Source organism: Zhenhengia sp. (assembly GCF_046966505.1).
Classification (GTDB): Bacteria; Bacillota; Clostridia; order Lachnospirales; family Cellulosilyticaceae; genus Zhenhengia; species Zhenhengia yiwuensis.
On sequence record NZ_JBKVCH010000003.1, the window covers coordinates 143,445 to 156,265 of the forward strand.

Consider the following 12,821-nt stretch of genomic DNA (forward strand, 5'->3'; position numbering starts at 1 on the left):
TTGAAAGTGTCCATTGTTTTTTTCATGATCATTACTCCTCTCTTATAAATAGTTTATAAGCTCATTATAAATAAGTTTCGTTCAATTGTAAACAATTATTTTTATTTTCCAAGCAAACTAAACTGATTAACTGTTGCAAAATTTTGTACGTTATAGAGCATGAGTACATCTTTTAAATTATTTGAACGCATATAAGCAGCAATAGGCATATTAAGAAATCTTAAATCTAGTACGTGAATTTCCTCAAAATGATTTGTTAAGAATGGAATGAGTGCATTTGCATAAGAATCTTTTACGATGGCTAATTTCTTACCATTTTTAACACCTGTTTTAATCTGAATAATAGGATGATTGTTATCTAGAAAAACACTATATTTATCCTTCTTATCTAAATGACTCATTTCATAAAGAGAATCTGTATGTTTATCACTTCCCATATAGTACACATCTAATGTTTCTTCTACTTTAGGTATAAATAGTTCTAATGTATCAGGTTTTGCAAAAGTAAAATTTCCTTTTGAAAACAATGAGCCATAAAAGCTATTACTACCTATAACACGTTCAAAAGCACTAATAGGCATAGGCTCTATACCATAACCTTTACAAAAAGCTTCATAGCCATAATAGGCACCAAGTGTGGTCCAATGATGATCTGTTTTATAGTATATCTCTTCATTCTTATGGGCCTTCATAGTTTCTAAAACATCAATCTTATGAACCTTTTGGCCTAACCCCCCACTTACTTCTTCTATAAAGCTTTCTTCATCATAAGGCATTGCAAAGTTTGGTAGTTTCTCTGCATAGATTTTAGTTGCAGTAGATGCAAGCATAAAGTATACATCAAAACTTTCAGCAAACCGATTGATATATTCTATATTCTTCTTCATAAGCTGCTTATCTGGCACATTAAACTTTTGAAGAAAATAATCATCTTCCCCTATATAAACACCATTATTTTCTTTCTTTTGAAGCATAAGTTCACTTTGTGACTTAATGGCAATAAACTGATTTCTAAATGGAAACTGATCTGCAATATACTTCTCTACATCTTTGCCGTAAGTTCCATTAAAAAATTTATCTTTGCTCCATACAGGTTTCCCTGCAAGAGGTCTATTTTCAAGGTCAGAAAAAGTTTTATCTTGACCTAATAATTGAAGTGTAAAAAATCCTCCGATGTACACCACAAAACCTAGTGTCATCCCAATATGAAATTTACGTTTCACGGTCTACCTCCTAGAATCTGAAATATAAAAATGGATTAAATGTAGAATCTACTAGATAAGCTGTACTTAGTACAAGCATCACTGCATAGAAAACATATAACATCCAAGGCTTTAAGTGCTCTTTAAGTCTATTCATAAGAGGTGTTGCAAACACTACTCCTATTAAGAGTGTTAGTCCAAAGTTACTTAAGTTATACAAAGTTTCTGTGCTTATTAGGCCACCCTCACCTATACCGAACATAGCCTTTAAATACATCATAATTTGACTGCCACTTTCTAATGAGAACAGGACCCAGCTAATCATAACCACAAACAGTAAATAAATGTGACTTATAAAAGCTGGACATTTTTCAAGCACCTTTAAAAGTCCCATACGTTCTACAATAATAAGTACCCCAAAGAAAAGTCCCCAAAGGACAAAGTTCCAACCTGCCCCATGCCAAAAGCCTGTTAAAAACCATACAATCATTAAATTACGGTAGAATTTTGGCTTACTTACTCTATTACCCCCAAGAGGGATATAAAGATACTCTCTAAACCAACTTCCAAGTGTCATATGCCATCTACGCCAAAACTCTGTAACACTTTTTGAAAGGTATGGATAATTGAAGTTCTCTGGGAATTTAAATCCCATCATCTTCCCAAGTCCAATAGCCATGTCAGAGTACCCACTAAAATCAAAATACAGCTGAAGGGCAACCGCTATAATGCCAAACCAGGCTCCTACAAAAGTAAGACTGCCTTCTGGCATAGCTTTCATAGTCTCCCATGCTAATCCTATATTATTAGCTAGCAAAACTTTCTTTGCCAGACCTTCTATAAAGCGCATAACCCCTTCGCTAAATTGCTCAATAGTTTCTGTTCTTTCATTAAGTTCCTTTTCAACAGTTTCATACGTTACAATAGGCCCTGCAATAAGTTGTGGAAACATAGCTACATAAGCACCAAATGAAATAATATTCTTCTGTACGCCTATTTTTCCACGATATAAATCTATTGTATAAGACATAGTCTGGAAGGTATAAAAAGATATACCTATTGGCAATGCAATCTTTAAAAGGTTTATATCTAGACCTAAAAAGTTGTTTAGATTTTCAATAAAGAAATCAGCATATTTAAAGAAACCTAGCATTCCTAGATTACCACATACTGATACAGCTAAAGCTATTTTAGGAATGAACTTATCCGTGCGGTAATGATCAATAACACGCCCTACTGTATAATCTAGCAAAGTAGAAAAAATCATAATCAGCACATAGACTGGCTCTCCCCATGCATAGAAAATAAGACTGGCTATAAACAAGATGAAATTACGTAACCTCTTAGGTGCTACGTAATAAATCATTAAAAATAGAGGTAAAAAGATAAAAAGAAATAATAAGCTACTAAATACCATAGTGCCTTACCACCTTATATGACATTTGTATTAAAGTTGCTAATAATTGTGTCTGCATATTCACTGACTACGAAAATCACATAATTTCCCTTTGTTGCTGTTTTATAATTATTTACCAGTTCTAACTGATCTGGAAGATAAGAACCCCATTGTGCCTTAAGTCCTTCTATACGCTTATTGATTCCAGTTATAACCTTTGATGCATCACCTGCATCTTTTAACTCAAATACTGCAATTTCTGAAGCATGTACCATCATCATTGGCATTTGTACTTTATAACTTTTTAAGATAGAAGTATCAATTCCATAAGTATCAGCAAAGAAACTGCTATCCATCTCCAGTAAAGATGGTAATTCCATATCACTTGTTACTACTTTACTATACAATTCTGAAGCACTCATTGATGGTGTCTCCACCGGCTTTTCAGTTTCTGGTTTTTGTTCTGGTTTAACTTCTGGCTTAACTTCTGGCTTAACTTCCGGCTTTACCTCTGGTTTTTGCTCTGGCTTAGCTACTGGCTTGTTTGCCTCTGGCTTAGTCGTTTCAGGTTTTTGTGCTGGCTGTTCTGCCGGTTTCTCTACAGGTTTAGTCGTTTCTGGCTTTTTCTCCTCTTCCTGTTTTACTTCTTCCTTATTAGAATCTGTTTTTGTATCTTCTTCAACTTTTACCTCTTCTGTCTTTTCTTCTCCTTCAGGTTGACTCTTTTCATCTGTTACTTCATCTTCTGTCTTTTCATCCTCTGGAGCACTTTCTTCTTGCTCTGGTACAGATGCTACTATATCTTGTTCTTGTGTATTATTTGAAGAACTACATCCTACTACTGCTCCTCCTAAAGAAGCTATAAGCATAAATCCTATAATTTTTTTTGTCAGTTTCATCACGTCATCTCCTAGCTTTTTACTTTATTTGATAAGTATAAGACGCATAAAAAAAAACTAAAGTTCCCTATTTTTATAGATTCCATATTTTGCTTTGCATATTTTAATCTATCCTTTATAACATGCTTAATACTATGCTAAAATATTTCTTCAGTCCCTCAATGAAAAATTCCTATATCGAGATGTGATTGAGCTTATATAGGTTACACTAGAAGAAATTGCATAATTAAGGAGGTTAAAATGAACTTTACTGCAATAGACTTTGAAACAGCAAACGAAAAACGTAATAGCCCTTGTTCACTTGGGATTACTGTAGTCGAAAAGGGCCAAATTATACTTGAGAAATATTGGCTCATCCGTCCTAAAGAGATGCGTTTTAGCCCTATGAATATATGGATTCATGGTATCCGTGAAGGAGATGTAAGAAATGCACTAGAGTTTGATGCACTCTGGGAAGAAATACGTCCTTTTCTAGAGGATAGATTAGTAGTGGCTCATAATGCCGCTTTTGATATAAGTGTACTTAGGCAAACCCTTACACTTTATGGTATACCTTTTCCAACCTTTGATTATTGTTGCACTATGGTTATGTCTAGACACTTTTATTCTTATCTTGAAAATGCTAAGTTAAATACGGTTAATCAACATCTAGGTTATAGCTTTACTCATCACCATGCAGGTGCCGATGCATCAGCTTGTGCCAATATCCTTATGAATATCTCTAAGGAACTTCAGCTTCATGATATCAATGCCATAGCAGCTGCAGTAGGCTTTAAATTAGGCAAACTGTTTCCAGGGGGATATAATGCCTGTGGCACAAATGGAGGCGGCGTGACTTCTCAGAACATCTATAACGCATCCGCTCAGCCTAAATTAGATTATTACTCTTGTACAACGGACTTTTTCAAGGATAAAATTGTAGCCTTTACTGGTTCACTTTCCTCTTTATCAAGAAGTGAAGCCATCTCACTTGTTGAACGCTGCGGTGGTGACTACAGTCCTTCTGTCACACTCAAAACTAGTATTGTCGTTACAGGCATGAAAAATGTGCATATGCTTACACCTGCGCAAATGAGTACTAAGCTTAGACGTGCCATGATGCTTATAGAGCGTGGTCAAAAGATTGTCTTTCTAAATGAAGATGATTTTCTAGAGCTTATGCGCTAATAAAATAGGATAGTCCCTTAGGCTGTTATGCCTTTATTAAAGGACTATCCTATCTTTTATAGTTCTTATAAATAATAGACTTCTACTTCTTTATTCATTTGTTTGAGCAATTTCACAATTTCATGCATAACTGCATTTTTTAAATTAAAATTTTCCGGGAAATCTGGATTCTGATGTGCAGGATTAATAGCCTGACCTACCCAACATGTAACAAAAGTACTATCCTCTATTAAAAGCCTTGCTAAACGTGAAGCACCATCTAGTCCCATTATTTTTTCAGGAACTAGTCCTTTTTGTTTCTCTATTAAATATTTTTCTAAATGTTCTTTTGTAGCATTAAGTGTCAGTAAACCTTCTGTCACCAGGTCAATTCCTTTCATATACCCCATAGGTGGAACCTTAGGTGTATAATGTTCTAAGTCAATCATAATAGATTCATCTAACTCTCTTGCTACAATATTAGCCGTTGTTCCTCCACATAGGACTACTTTACCTTTTGCATGCTTAATGATTTCGATCATTTTTTCATCACTTTGTCTATCTTTCGGTGGACCAGTAAATAAGTCTAGGTAAGTAGCCTCTTTAAGCTTGATTGCTACAACAGTTGTATCATCTCCTGGTCTATTGTCATAAAGATTTTCACATACTCCTAGTAAATCTCTTGCTATACATAAGGCATCTTGTTCTACAACTACTAGGTCTTGTAAATACTGGTCAATATGCTCCCACTGCCATCCTAGATTAAGGGTCATCCCTACCCCTGCATGAACTACACCATCACTGATGATTACCAGCGTATCTCCTACTCTCATTTTAAAATTGCTTTCATAAATAACTTTATTATTAATAGTACGCTTTTCTTTATGGATAGAAAGTGGACTACCTTTTCGATAATAAAAAACGGGAGGATTATCATATTCTACCATATAAACATCTCCATTATTTTTAAGGTCTACAATGGTAAAGGTAGAATAAGCCAACTTTCTTACCTGACACTCAGGTAAGGTACTTGCAATAGTACAGATGGTATCCTCAATACTGGCGCCTTCTTTTAACATAGTAATGGCTATTTTAGAAGTAAGGGTCGCTAGTATATTAGCTTTTACACCACTTCCTAGTCCATCTGACAGAACCACAATCATGCCATCTTTCGTTTTAATGGTTTCTACATGATCTCCGCACAACTCTTCCTGATATTTGTTCATGCTGCATTTCGCTACATCTATCGAATAAGACATCAGCAGTCACCTTCCTCACTTAATACCTTCTTTAGCTTCATAATCGCTACTTTTGTCTCAGCTGTTGTCTCCCCTAAGAGGCTGGCTATTTCCTGGGCAACACGCATCTGTTTATCAATAATGGACTGAGTCACATCTAAAGTATTTCCCTTTAAAGTAGAAACTTCTTTTTTACGTTTTTCTTCATCTGTCACATCTGCAAAAATAACGAGAAGAGCCTGCTGCTTTTCTAAATAAATAATATCTCTATAGGCTATCAAATCATATGTAGGGAGTTCTATTTTCTCTTTACCTAATGAAACCTTCTCTTTAAGTGCCGTTTCAAAAGGTGTTTTATCCATCATAATTTGAATATCTTTACCTTTCATAAGTTCTGTCTTGTAACCAAAGCAGACTTCCCCGCTTGGATTCATATCAAGTAATCTGCAGTGTCTATCTAGTAATAAAATACTGTTAGGGGAATTATAGAAAATCTCATTACTTAGTCTTTCTGCTATACTACGTGTATAAGGCAAGCACATATCTATTTGGGACATACCATGAAGTACTGCAATAGCTTTGTCACGGCAAGTTTCATACCCACAAGCCCCACAGTTTAGCTCATCACTTTTCTCATATTTACCCATTGTCTCAAAAACCTGCTTAATCTGCTGCTCGGTAGCCGTATAAACCTCCACCTGCTTATTCTTAAAAGTACGTTCAAAGGAAACTTGAGGATCATATGCCTTAATTGCTACACCTTCACATACAGGCTTTCTCATAAATTTCTGGATGGCACTTAGCCTTGTAAATACACTACCTTCCTGATTATGCCCTCCTGGACCTGCAATACAACTTTCACTGCAAATATTCATTTCAATGCATACGTTCTTAAGCTTACCTGCTCTTAAGTCATTAAGAACCTCTTTACAATTCTCCATGCCATGCACACGAAGTACTTCTAAGTGTTTCTCTTCCAAAGTCGGTCTAATGCCATTTAAAACGCCTCCGACTACAGGATATTTGCTTCCCCTTAAGGTGCCTATCTGACTTGGACTTTCAGGCTCAAGGTTCCTATAATCAATACCTTTTTCATTAAAACAATGTAGCATTTCATCAAAGGTTAAAACAGCATCAATATCCCCTTCAAGCTCATCACTGAGTGCTTCACATATTTTAGAAATACAAGGTCCTATAAAGACCGTATAAGCTTCTTTACACTGCTCTTTAATCATACGACCATGCGCAATCATAGGTGATACAATCGGGATCATGGTATCCATAAGATCAGAGTAATACCTTTCTATAAGCCTTACTGTAGAAGGGCAACACGTCGTAATAAGCTCAGTCTTATCTGTTTGATGGATATAATCCTCATAGGCCCTAGAGACTACTTCTGCTCCTACTGCAGTCTCCTCTATTTGATCAAATCCAAATCGCCTAAGTGCCGCAATAAACTTACCACTTTCTTCGAAGTAAGCCCTGTAAGAAGGTGCTAGTGAAACGACTACCCTGCGCTTTTCTTCTAAAGCTTTCTTCACACTTTCTAAACTCGATTTTACGTCTCTGGCATTCTGTGGACACACTACTAGACAATGCCCACAAGCTACGCATCTTTCCGTGATAATATGTGCTTTATCATCTTTAACTTCTATAGCTTTAACAGCACAAGTCCTTACACATTTATAGCAGTTTTTACAGTTTGTGCTCGAGAAATTCATTACTTGCATGATTGAATCCTCCTATACACCTGTTCTTTAAAGAAAGTTGCCACTTCTTCTTTAGGTACACCATAGATTACATCCCCTATCTGTATGGATACCGCCTCTGTACAATGGCCTAAACAAAAAGCTGCTTTTAAAACAACTTGCTTTTCTAACCCATACACTTTAATAAGTTCCTGAAGTGTTTCAATCACTTCATGTGATCCCTTTACATAACAAGCACTACCTACACATACCTTGATTTCCATAGACCCACCCCTAATAGTCTAAATTTTAACAAATAGTATGATTTTATTATAACTTTTCTATTCTTAATGTTCAACCATATTATGTATCCACTTAGATGACTTAAAGCGCACCATACAGAATATAGATTTTACTAATTCCTCCATCATAATCATAGCTACTACATACTCTAGTCTAAATCCTAAGAGATAAGCACCAATAAAGGATAAAGGCACACCAATAAGCCACATTGTAGAAGATTCAAGTATAAGGGAATATCTTGTATCTCCACCCCCTCTGAAAATCCCCATAATCATAACAATAGTAAAAACCCTAGGAATAATAATAACGGCATTAATAAGCAGAATATTAACCGTTACATGAGCTACTTCAGGCGTCACATTAAAGCAGCTTACAATAAAAGGTGCAAGTAAAATAATCCCTAGGCAGATTAAAATACCTATCCCCATTGATAATACAATAATACGCTTTGCATAAAGCTTAGCTTTTGGCACATCCCCTTCACCTATAGCATTACCTACAATAGTCAATACTGCAGAAGCTAGAGCGAAAATAACAACTAAGAAGAAATTAGTTATTGTATTTACAATCTGTACACTCGTTACCGCTTCATAACCAATATGCCCATAGGCTTTAGTATAGACAACACTCCCTAGCCCCCAACATATTTCATTACCTGTAATAGCAAGCATAGGTTTTGCTGCCCTTTCCATAAGCTCACGTGGAATAGGTAAGAGTTCTTTGATATGGGCTGCTAATTCGTACTTCATTTTATATACACCTACTATAATGAAAACAGTCTCTATAATACGTGCAAGTAAAGTTGCTAAGGCTGCACCTGCTACACCCATAGCCGGAATGAATTCTCCTAAACCAAAAATAAACACTGTATTAAAAATGACATTAATGGCTACTGCAATACCACTTGCAACCATAGGGAGCTGTGTACGCCCTATACATCTTAGTGCAAAACTATAGGCAAAAGTAATGGCTGTAAAAATATAGCTGATAGATACAATTTGAAGGTAAACTGTTCCTAATTCTAAAATTTTAGGATCTTTATTAAAGAAACCTATAGATTGACTTGGAAAACATTGTACAAATACAGTAATAACTAGGGCATAGATACTTCCTACTGTTAGTGCAAGCCCTAGCATTCTCTTTATATTCACAAGGTCTTTTTTCCCCCAATATTGAGAAATAAACACCCCTGCACCTGCACAAATTCCTGTAAGTCCTGTAATGATGAGCAAGAAGAGCTGATTAGCTAGCCCCACTGCTGCTATTTCACCTTCTCCTAGTCTTCCAATCATTAAGGTATCAATCATATTGAGGGATGAACTAATAAGATTTTGAATAACGATTGGAATAGCAAGTACAAATAGCATTTTTAAAAATGGCTTATCTTTTATCATGTCTTTCATAAATTGAATCATTTTCTCTCTCCTATGTATAAAAAAATACTTTAAACTTATGGAAGTTTAAAGTATTTTTTATTTTTTGTCAAGCATTCTATTTCGTTTGAAGCCATGACATGACTTTTTCTTTAATTGCAGCTCTTAACATTTTAGCTTCTTCTTTTGTAATTTGTTTATTTTTTACACCTTCATTAATAGCTGCATAGTATTGTTTTAAAAGAGCCTTTTTAAATTTAGCTACAGGAATATTTTTTAGTTCAAGTACTTCAGGTAATTTCTTACCTTCTTTAATCATGCCTTCTAATTCTTCTGGTTGTACCCCTAATTTTTGAAGTGCACCTTGAATAACTTTGAAGTTATCAATAACGAAAGTATTTTGTGTAGATTCATTATCTGTAGCAGGTTTATTATGTGTTGGTTTTACTGGCGCTGCTGGTTTACATGTTTCTGGTTTTACTGGTGCTGCTGGCTTACATGTTTCTGGTTTTACTGGTGCTGCTGGCTTACATGTTTCTGGTTTTACTGGTGCTGCTGGCTTACTTGTCTCTGGCTTCGAAATAGGTTTGTTACTTCCACATTTTGCACGAGTACCAGCCTCTTCTGTTTCTTTAGATTTTTGTTCTGGTGCTTTCTGGGCACTTGCTATCATACATTCACAATAAGTAGAAGAATTTTGATTAGGTACAGGTTTACTTACATCTGCTTTTGGAGCTGCTGTACACGCAAAGATTGGACTAATAACCAAACTCCATGCCATTACACCACAAAGCATTTTTGCTGAAAACTTTTTCATGATTTTATCTCTCCTTCGTTCTTATATCTCTTTATTAGGATGTGAGATTTTATTCTTTCTATCCTTCCAAAATCTAGAAATGCATAGACTGCTAAATTCTGGACATCCTATAAATAAGAGATTTACTTTAGAGACGAGGTGATGCAAATGGCAAATTATTTACGTTGTAAAAATTGTGGCTATGATCTCTATGGTCCTGAATATCTCTCTAATGCTATTGACCCTTTTGCTTACTCAAGTGATGCTTACTATCCAAGTACTGCTCTGCTTAATCTGAGCACTAAGCCTGACAGTGAAATTGAGTGTCCATTTTGCCATGCCAAAGGAAATTGGGGCCACTAAAAAAAGAGGTGTTTACACCTCTTTTTTTAGTGGCCTTTGTAATTAATAATTAAGCTATCGTATTTATAATAGGCTGAATAAGTAATAGCTGCCTGCTCTACTTTTAAAATACTATCTAAAACAGATTCTATAGACCAACGCTCCTCACCCACATTATAGAAAATAATATTAGCCTCTTTTAAGCCATCCTGACCAAGCTGTTTTTTCAATGCTTGCCACTCCTTTTGAGAACTCACCTTATAAATCCCCTCTCTAGGTATAGGTAAATAGATAGACAAATACTTTTTCCCTTCTGCCTTTGGAAAATGCCCTTTTTCCCATATATGGGTTAATTCCATATATGTATCTGTCTCATTAAAGTAATTATAAAAGTTGCCTATATGGTCTTCTTCTAAGTCAGCCCATGTTAAATCTACATGGTAATAACCATCTATAAGCTTAACTAAATTCCATGCATGAGGAATGTTATCTGCCACACCTGTTACAAACTGTGTTGGAATGCCTATACTATTAAGTAAATACATATAACTTTTTGCATAACCATCACACACAGCTCTCCCCTCTGTTATGGCACCCTGCATAGTATGATTTAAATGAGTCTCCTGCTTTGCATAAATAATATTTTTAATGAGGTAATCACCTAATACCCATTCTCTTTCATAGTCTTTCATACCCGGCTGAATAAGCTGTTTAATAAGTTGTTCTATCTTCTGATCTGTATTTTTATCATACTGCTTCAAAGTAGGAATTTGAGGCAGTGCATAAGTAAATTCTAATAAAATTTTAGGCGCTTTATTACCATAGCTTGTGAGCTTATAACTTACATATGTTACTTTAGGATAAGTTACCATCAGTTCATCTAAGACTTTATAAATGACTTCATTCATCTGATTGATCGTATAGCTACCCTTATTAAACTTAATTGTGATTTTTTCCTTATAATTTTCAAGCGTATACTTAAGTATTTCAGTCAGTTCCTTTTCACTATCTATGCGCCACTCATTTTGATTCATGTTATAGGGAATTTGAAATTTTGTTATTCCCTTAAGTGTATCTGATTCTAATTGACTTAAATAATATGTACCAGGCTTTGTAATACGGCTTCCTTTTTGTACCTTAGTAGCATAGCTACCATCTCGTGAAAGTAATAAGGTATTTTGCTCCGCATAAGGTACCGTATAAGATTGAACACTCCCTAAAGATACAAAAAAGGGTTCTGTAGCATACGTTAATCTACTACTTAGAACCCATATGAAAACCATAAATCCCATTAATAAAATATGTTTCCTCAACAGCTTTCCCCCTTAGTAAAATGAGTCTTTCACTTTGATACGTCCATTAATATCATTTAACGGACTCTTTAAAGGATATGCTTCACCTTCAACTGTCATGACAACATATTCTGCATTGTAATAATGTCCTAATGTATTTACTAAACTTGTTATGATTTTTTCTTCTTCTGTCTTACTATACTGAGGATCTATAAAATCTTCACTCATCTCTACATATAAACAAGCTTCTTCTTCATCTAAAAAAAGCTTATTGATAATAGCTCCATTTGAAATATCTATGAGATAATCTTCATTAGGTGCTTTTTTTAATAAATCTGTTAAGAAATGTTTAGGTTCCTCATTCGTCATAACAGCTACCTTTTCAAAAACAGTCTCCATTTTTCCCGTCGCTTTATTCATTAAATAAAGCTCTACTACCTCTTCTTGAGGTTTATTGGAAATCATTTCTGAAAACTGAATCGTTCTTGTTTTCTGAGGGGTTTCATATTTTATTGAATAGAGTCCTATCTTTTCTACAAAAGTCTCTGTAATAGTATAATCCTCATGTCTCGTAGTCATCTCTATACCTGTTTGTTCACCTAACTCTGTTTCATATACTTCATCTGTTTGTGTAATAGTACGAATAGAATTATCAGACATTATCCAACTACTTCCTACTTCTATAGGCCATTTCATGATAATATTATTATATTGTCTAAGTGTGGTATAATCCTGTTTAATCGTTGCATCCTCTACGGTAGCCACTTCATAAATGGCTTCTTCTTCCTCTATAAAAACTTTTGCAGTAATCTTATCACCTTGTTTAAATCTAATCTGAATAATATTATCCTTAATAAAATCAACCCATACACTAATAGGCACATAAGGTGTAGTAGAATCTTCATAAATCCACATAGTATCCTTTATAATTGGCATATATGTATCAAGAGAAACTCTTGGCTTTTGTGGTAAATCTGTTATCTCCTCTTCTATGATAATGCCTTTTATAGGTTTTCTCATTATAACTGCCCATGTGATTAATAGGAAAGCAAGTACAATGACACTACCTATAATGACTTTTTTCTTCACTTGCATATATACATTCCTTCCATCTTAAATGTATCTTCTTATTAACATCTTACCTAA

12 protein-coding genes are annotated in these 12,821 nt (G+C 34.8%); 2 read left to right on the plus strand and 10 right to left on the minus strand.

Annotated elements, in window-relative coordinates; all coding sequences use genetic code 11:
- Window positions 1-101 precede the first annotated feature (101 nt).
- Genes ACLTBU_RS04780 through ACLTBU_RS04790 form a run of 3 tightly spaced genes read right to left on the minus strand, consistent with a single transcriptional unit; the run spans window position 102 to window position 3,497 of the window.
- On the minus strand, window positions 102-1,223 hold the full coding sequence (locus ACLTBU_RS04780) for a DHHW family protein (RefSeq protein WP_412217897.1): 1,122 nt from the start codon (window positions 1,221-1,223) through the stop codon (window positions 102-104).
- A 10-nt stretch (window positions 1,224-1,233) separates the two neighbouring features.
- Window positions 1,234-2,619, minus strand: a complete 1,386-nt coding sequence (locus ACLTBU_RS04785; protein WP_412217899.1) for an MBOAT family O-acyltransferase — start codon at window positions 2,617-2,619, stop codon at window positions 1,234-1,236.
- 14 nt (window positions 2,620-2,633) lie between these two features.
- Window positions 2,634-3,497 carry a DUF4358 domain-containing protein gene (locus ACLTBU_RS04790; protein ID WP_412217902.1) on the minus strand — a complete coding sequence of 288 codons (864 nt, stop codon included), beginning with the start codon at window positions 3,495-3,497 and terminating at the stop codon, window positions 2,634-2,636.
- A 240-nt stretch (window positions 3,498-3,737) separates the two neighbouring features.
- Here ACLTBU_RS04790 and ACLTBU_RS04795 point away from each other — a divergent pair, with 240 nt between their 5' ends.
- Complete coding sequence (locus ACLTBU_RS04795) at window positions 3,738-4,664, plus strand: exonuclease domain-containing protein (RefSeq protein WP_249331144.1); 927 nt, start codon at window positions 3,738-3,740, stop codon at window positions 4,662-4,664.
- A 65-nt stretch (window positions 4,665-4,729) separates the two neighbouring features.
- On the opposite strand, the gene ACLTBU_RS04800 is transcribed toward ACLTBU_RS04795, so the two are convergent.
- The 5 genes from ACLTBU_RS04800 to ACLTBU_RS04820 all read right to left on the minus strand — a co-directional run bounded on the left by ACLTBU_RS04800 (window position 4,730) and on the right by ACLTBU_RS04820 (window position 10,062).
- On the minus strand, window positions 4,730-5,902 hold the full coding sequence (locus ACLTBU_RS04800; RefSeq protein ID WP_249331143.1) for a SpoIIE family protein phosphatase: 1,173 nt from the start codon (window positions 5,900-5,902) through the stop codon (window positions 4,730-4,732).
- Window positions 5,902-7,611 (minus strand): [Fe-Fe] hydrogenase large subunit C-terminal domain-containing protein, encoded by a 1,710-nt coding sequence (locus tag ACLTBU_RS04805; protein WP_249331142.1) that lies wholly within the window; start codon window positions 7,609-7,611, stop codon window positions 5,902-5,904. The genes ACLTBU_RS04800 and ACLTBU_RS04805 overlap by 1 nt, the downstream gene beginning before the upstream one ends.
- Window positions 7,602-7,853, minus strand: a complete 252-nt coding sequence (locus tag ACLTBU_RS04810) for a (2Fe-2S) ferredoxin domain-containing protein (protein ID WP_177671207.1) — start codon at window positions 7,851-7,853, stop codon at window positions 7,602-7,604. The genes ACLTBU_RS04805 and ACLTBU_RS04810 overlap by 10 nt, the downstream gene beginning before the upstream one ends.
- Window positions 7,854-7,916: 63 nt before the next feature.
- A complete protein-coding gene (locus ACLTBU_RS04815) occupies window positions 7,917-9,287 on the minus strand; it encodes an MATE family efflux transporter (RefSeq protein ID WP_177671208.1) in 1,371 nt (456 codons plus the stop codon).
- 76 nt (window positions 9,288-9,363) lie between these two features.
- Entirely contained in the window at window positions 9,364-10,062 is a 699-nt protein-coding gene (locus ACLTBU_RS04820; RefSeq protein WP_412217906.1) for a hypothetical protein, read from the minus strand.
- 147 nt (window positions 10,063-10,209) lie between these two features.
- On the opposite strand from ACLTBU_RS04820, the gene ACLTBU_RS04825 reads away from it, so the two are divergent.
- Entirely contained in the window at window positions 10,210-10,404 is a 195-nt protein-coding gene (locus ACLTBU_RS04825) for a hypothetical protein (protein ID WP_177671210.1), read from the plus strand.
- A 26-nt stretch (window positions 10,405-10,430) separates the two neighbouring features.
- On the opposite strand, the gene ACLTBU_RS04830 is transcribed toward ACLTBU_RS04825, so the two are convergent.
- Both ACLTBU_RS04830 and ACLTBU_RS04835 read right to left on the minus strand, forming a co-directional pair.
- A complete protein-coding gene (locus tag ACLTBU_RS04830; RefSeq protein WP_249331140.1) occupies window positions 10,431-11,696 on the minus strand; it encodes a transglutaminase domain-containing protein in 1,266 nt (421 codons plus the stop codon).
- A gap of 12 nt (window positions 11,697-11,708) precedes the next feature.
- Complete coding sequence (locus ACLTBU_RS04835) at window positions 11,709-12,770, minus strand: GerMN domain-containing protein (RefSeq protein ID WP_177671212.1); 1,062 nt, start codon at window positions 12,768-12,770, stop codon at window positions 11,709-11,711.
- Window positions 12,771-12,821 lie beyond the last annotated feature (51 nt).

What these genes read in the sequence shown, in the direction of transcription:
- ACLTBU_RS04785 (WP_412217899.1), bottom strand. Translation starts at nt 2,619, where the DNA reads ATGGTATTTAGTAGCTTATTATTTCTTTTTATCTTTTTACCTCTATTT.
- ACLTBU_RS04790 (WP_412217902.1), bottom strand. Translation starts at nt 3,497, where the DNA reads ATGAAACTGACAAAAAAAATTATAGGATTTATGCTTATAGCTTCTTTA.
- ACLTBU_RS04795 (WP_249331144.1), top strand. Translation starts at nt 3,738, where the DNA reads ATGAACTTTACTGCAATAGACTTTGAAACAGCAAACGAAAAACGTAAT.
- ACLTBU_RS04800 (WP_249331143.1), bottom strand. Translation starts at nt 5,902, where the DNA reads ATGTCTTATTCGATAGATGTAGCGAAATGCAGCATGAACAAATATCAG.
- ACLTBU_RS04805 (WP_249331142.1), bottom strand. Translation starts at nt 7,611, where the DNA reads ATGCAAGTAATGAATTTCTCGAGCACAAACTGTAAAAACTGCTATAAA.
- ACLTBU_RS04810 (WP_177671207.1), bottom strand. Translation starts at nt 7,853, where the DNA reads ATGGAAATCAAGGTATGTGTAGGTAGTGCTTGTTATGTAAAGGGATCA.
- ACLTBU_RS04815 (WP_177671208.1), bottom strand. Translation starts at nt 9,287, where the DNA reads ATGATTCAATTTATGAAAGACATGATAAAAGATAAGCCATTTTTAAAA.
- ACLTBU_RS04820 (WP_412217906.1), bottom strand. Translation starts at nt 10,062, where the DNA reads ATGAAAAAGTTTTCAGCAAAAATGCTTTGTGGTGTAATGGCATGGAGT.
- ACLTBU_RS04825 (WP_177671210.1), top strand. Translation starts at nt 10,210, where the DNA reads ATGGCAAATTATTTACGTTGTAAAAATTGTGGCTATGATCTCTATGGT.
- ACLTBU_RS04835 (WP_177671212.1), bottom strand. Translation starts at nt 12,770, where the DNA reads ATGCAAGTGAAGAAAAAAGTCATTATAGGTAGTGTCATTGTACTTGCT.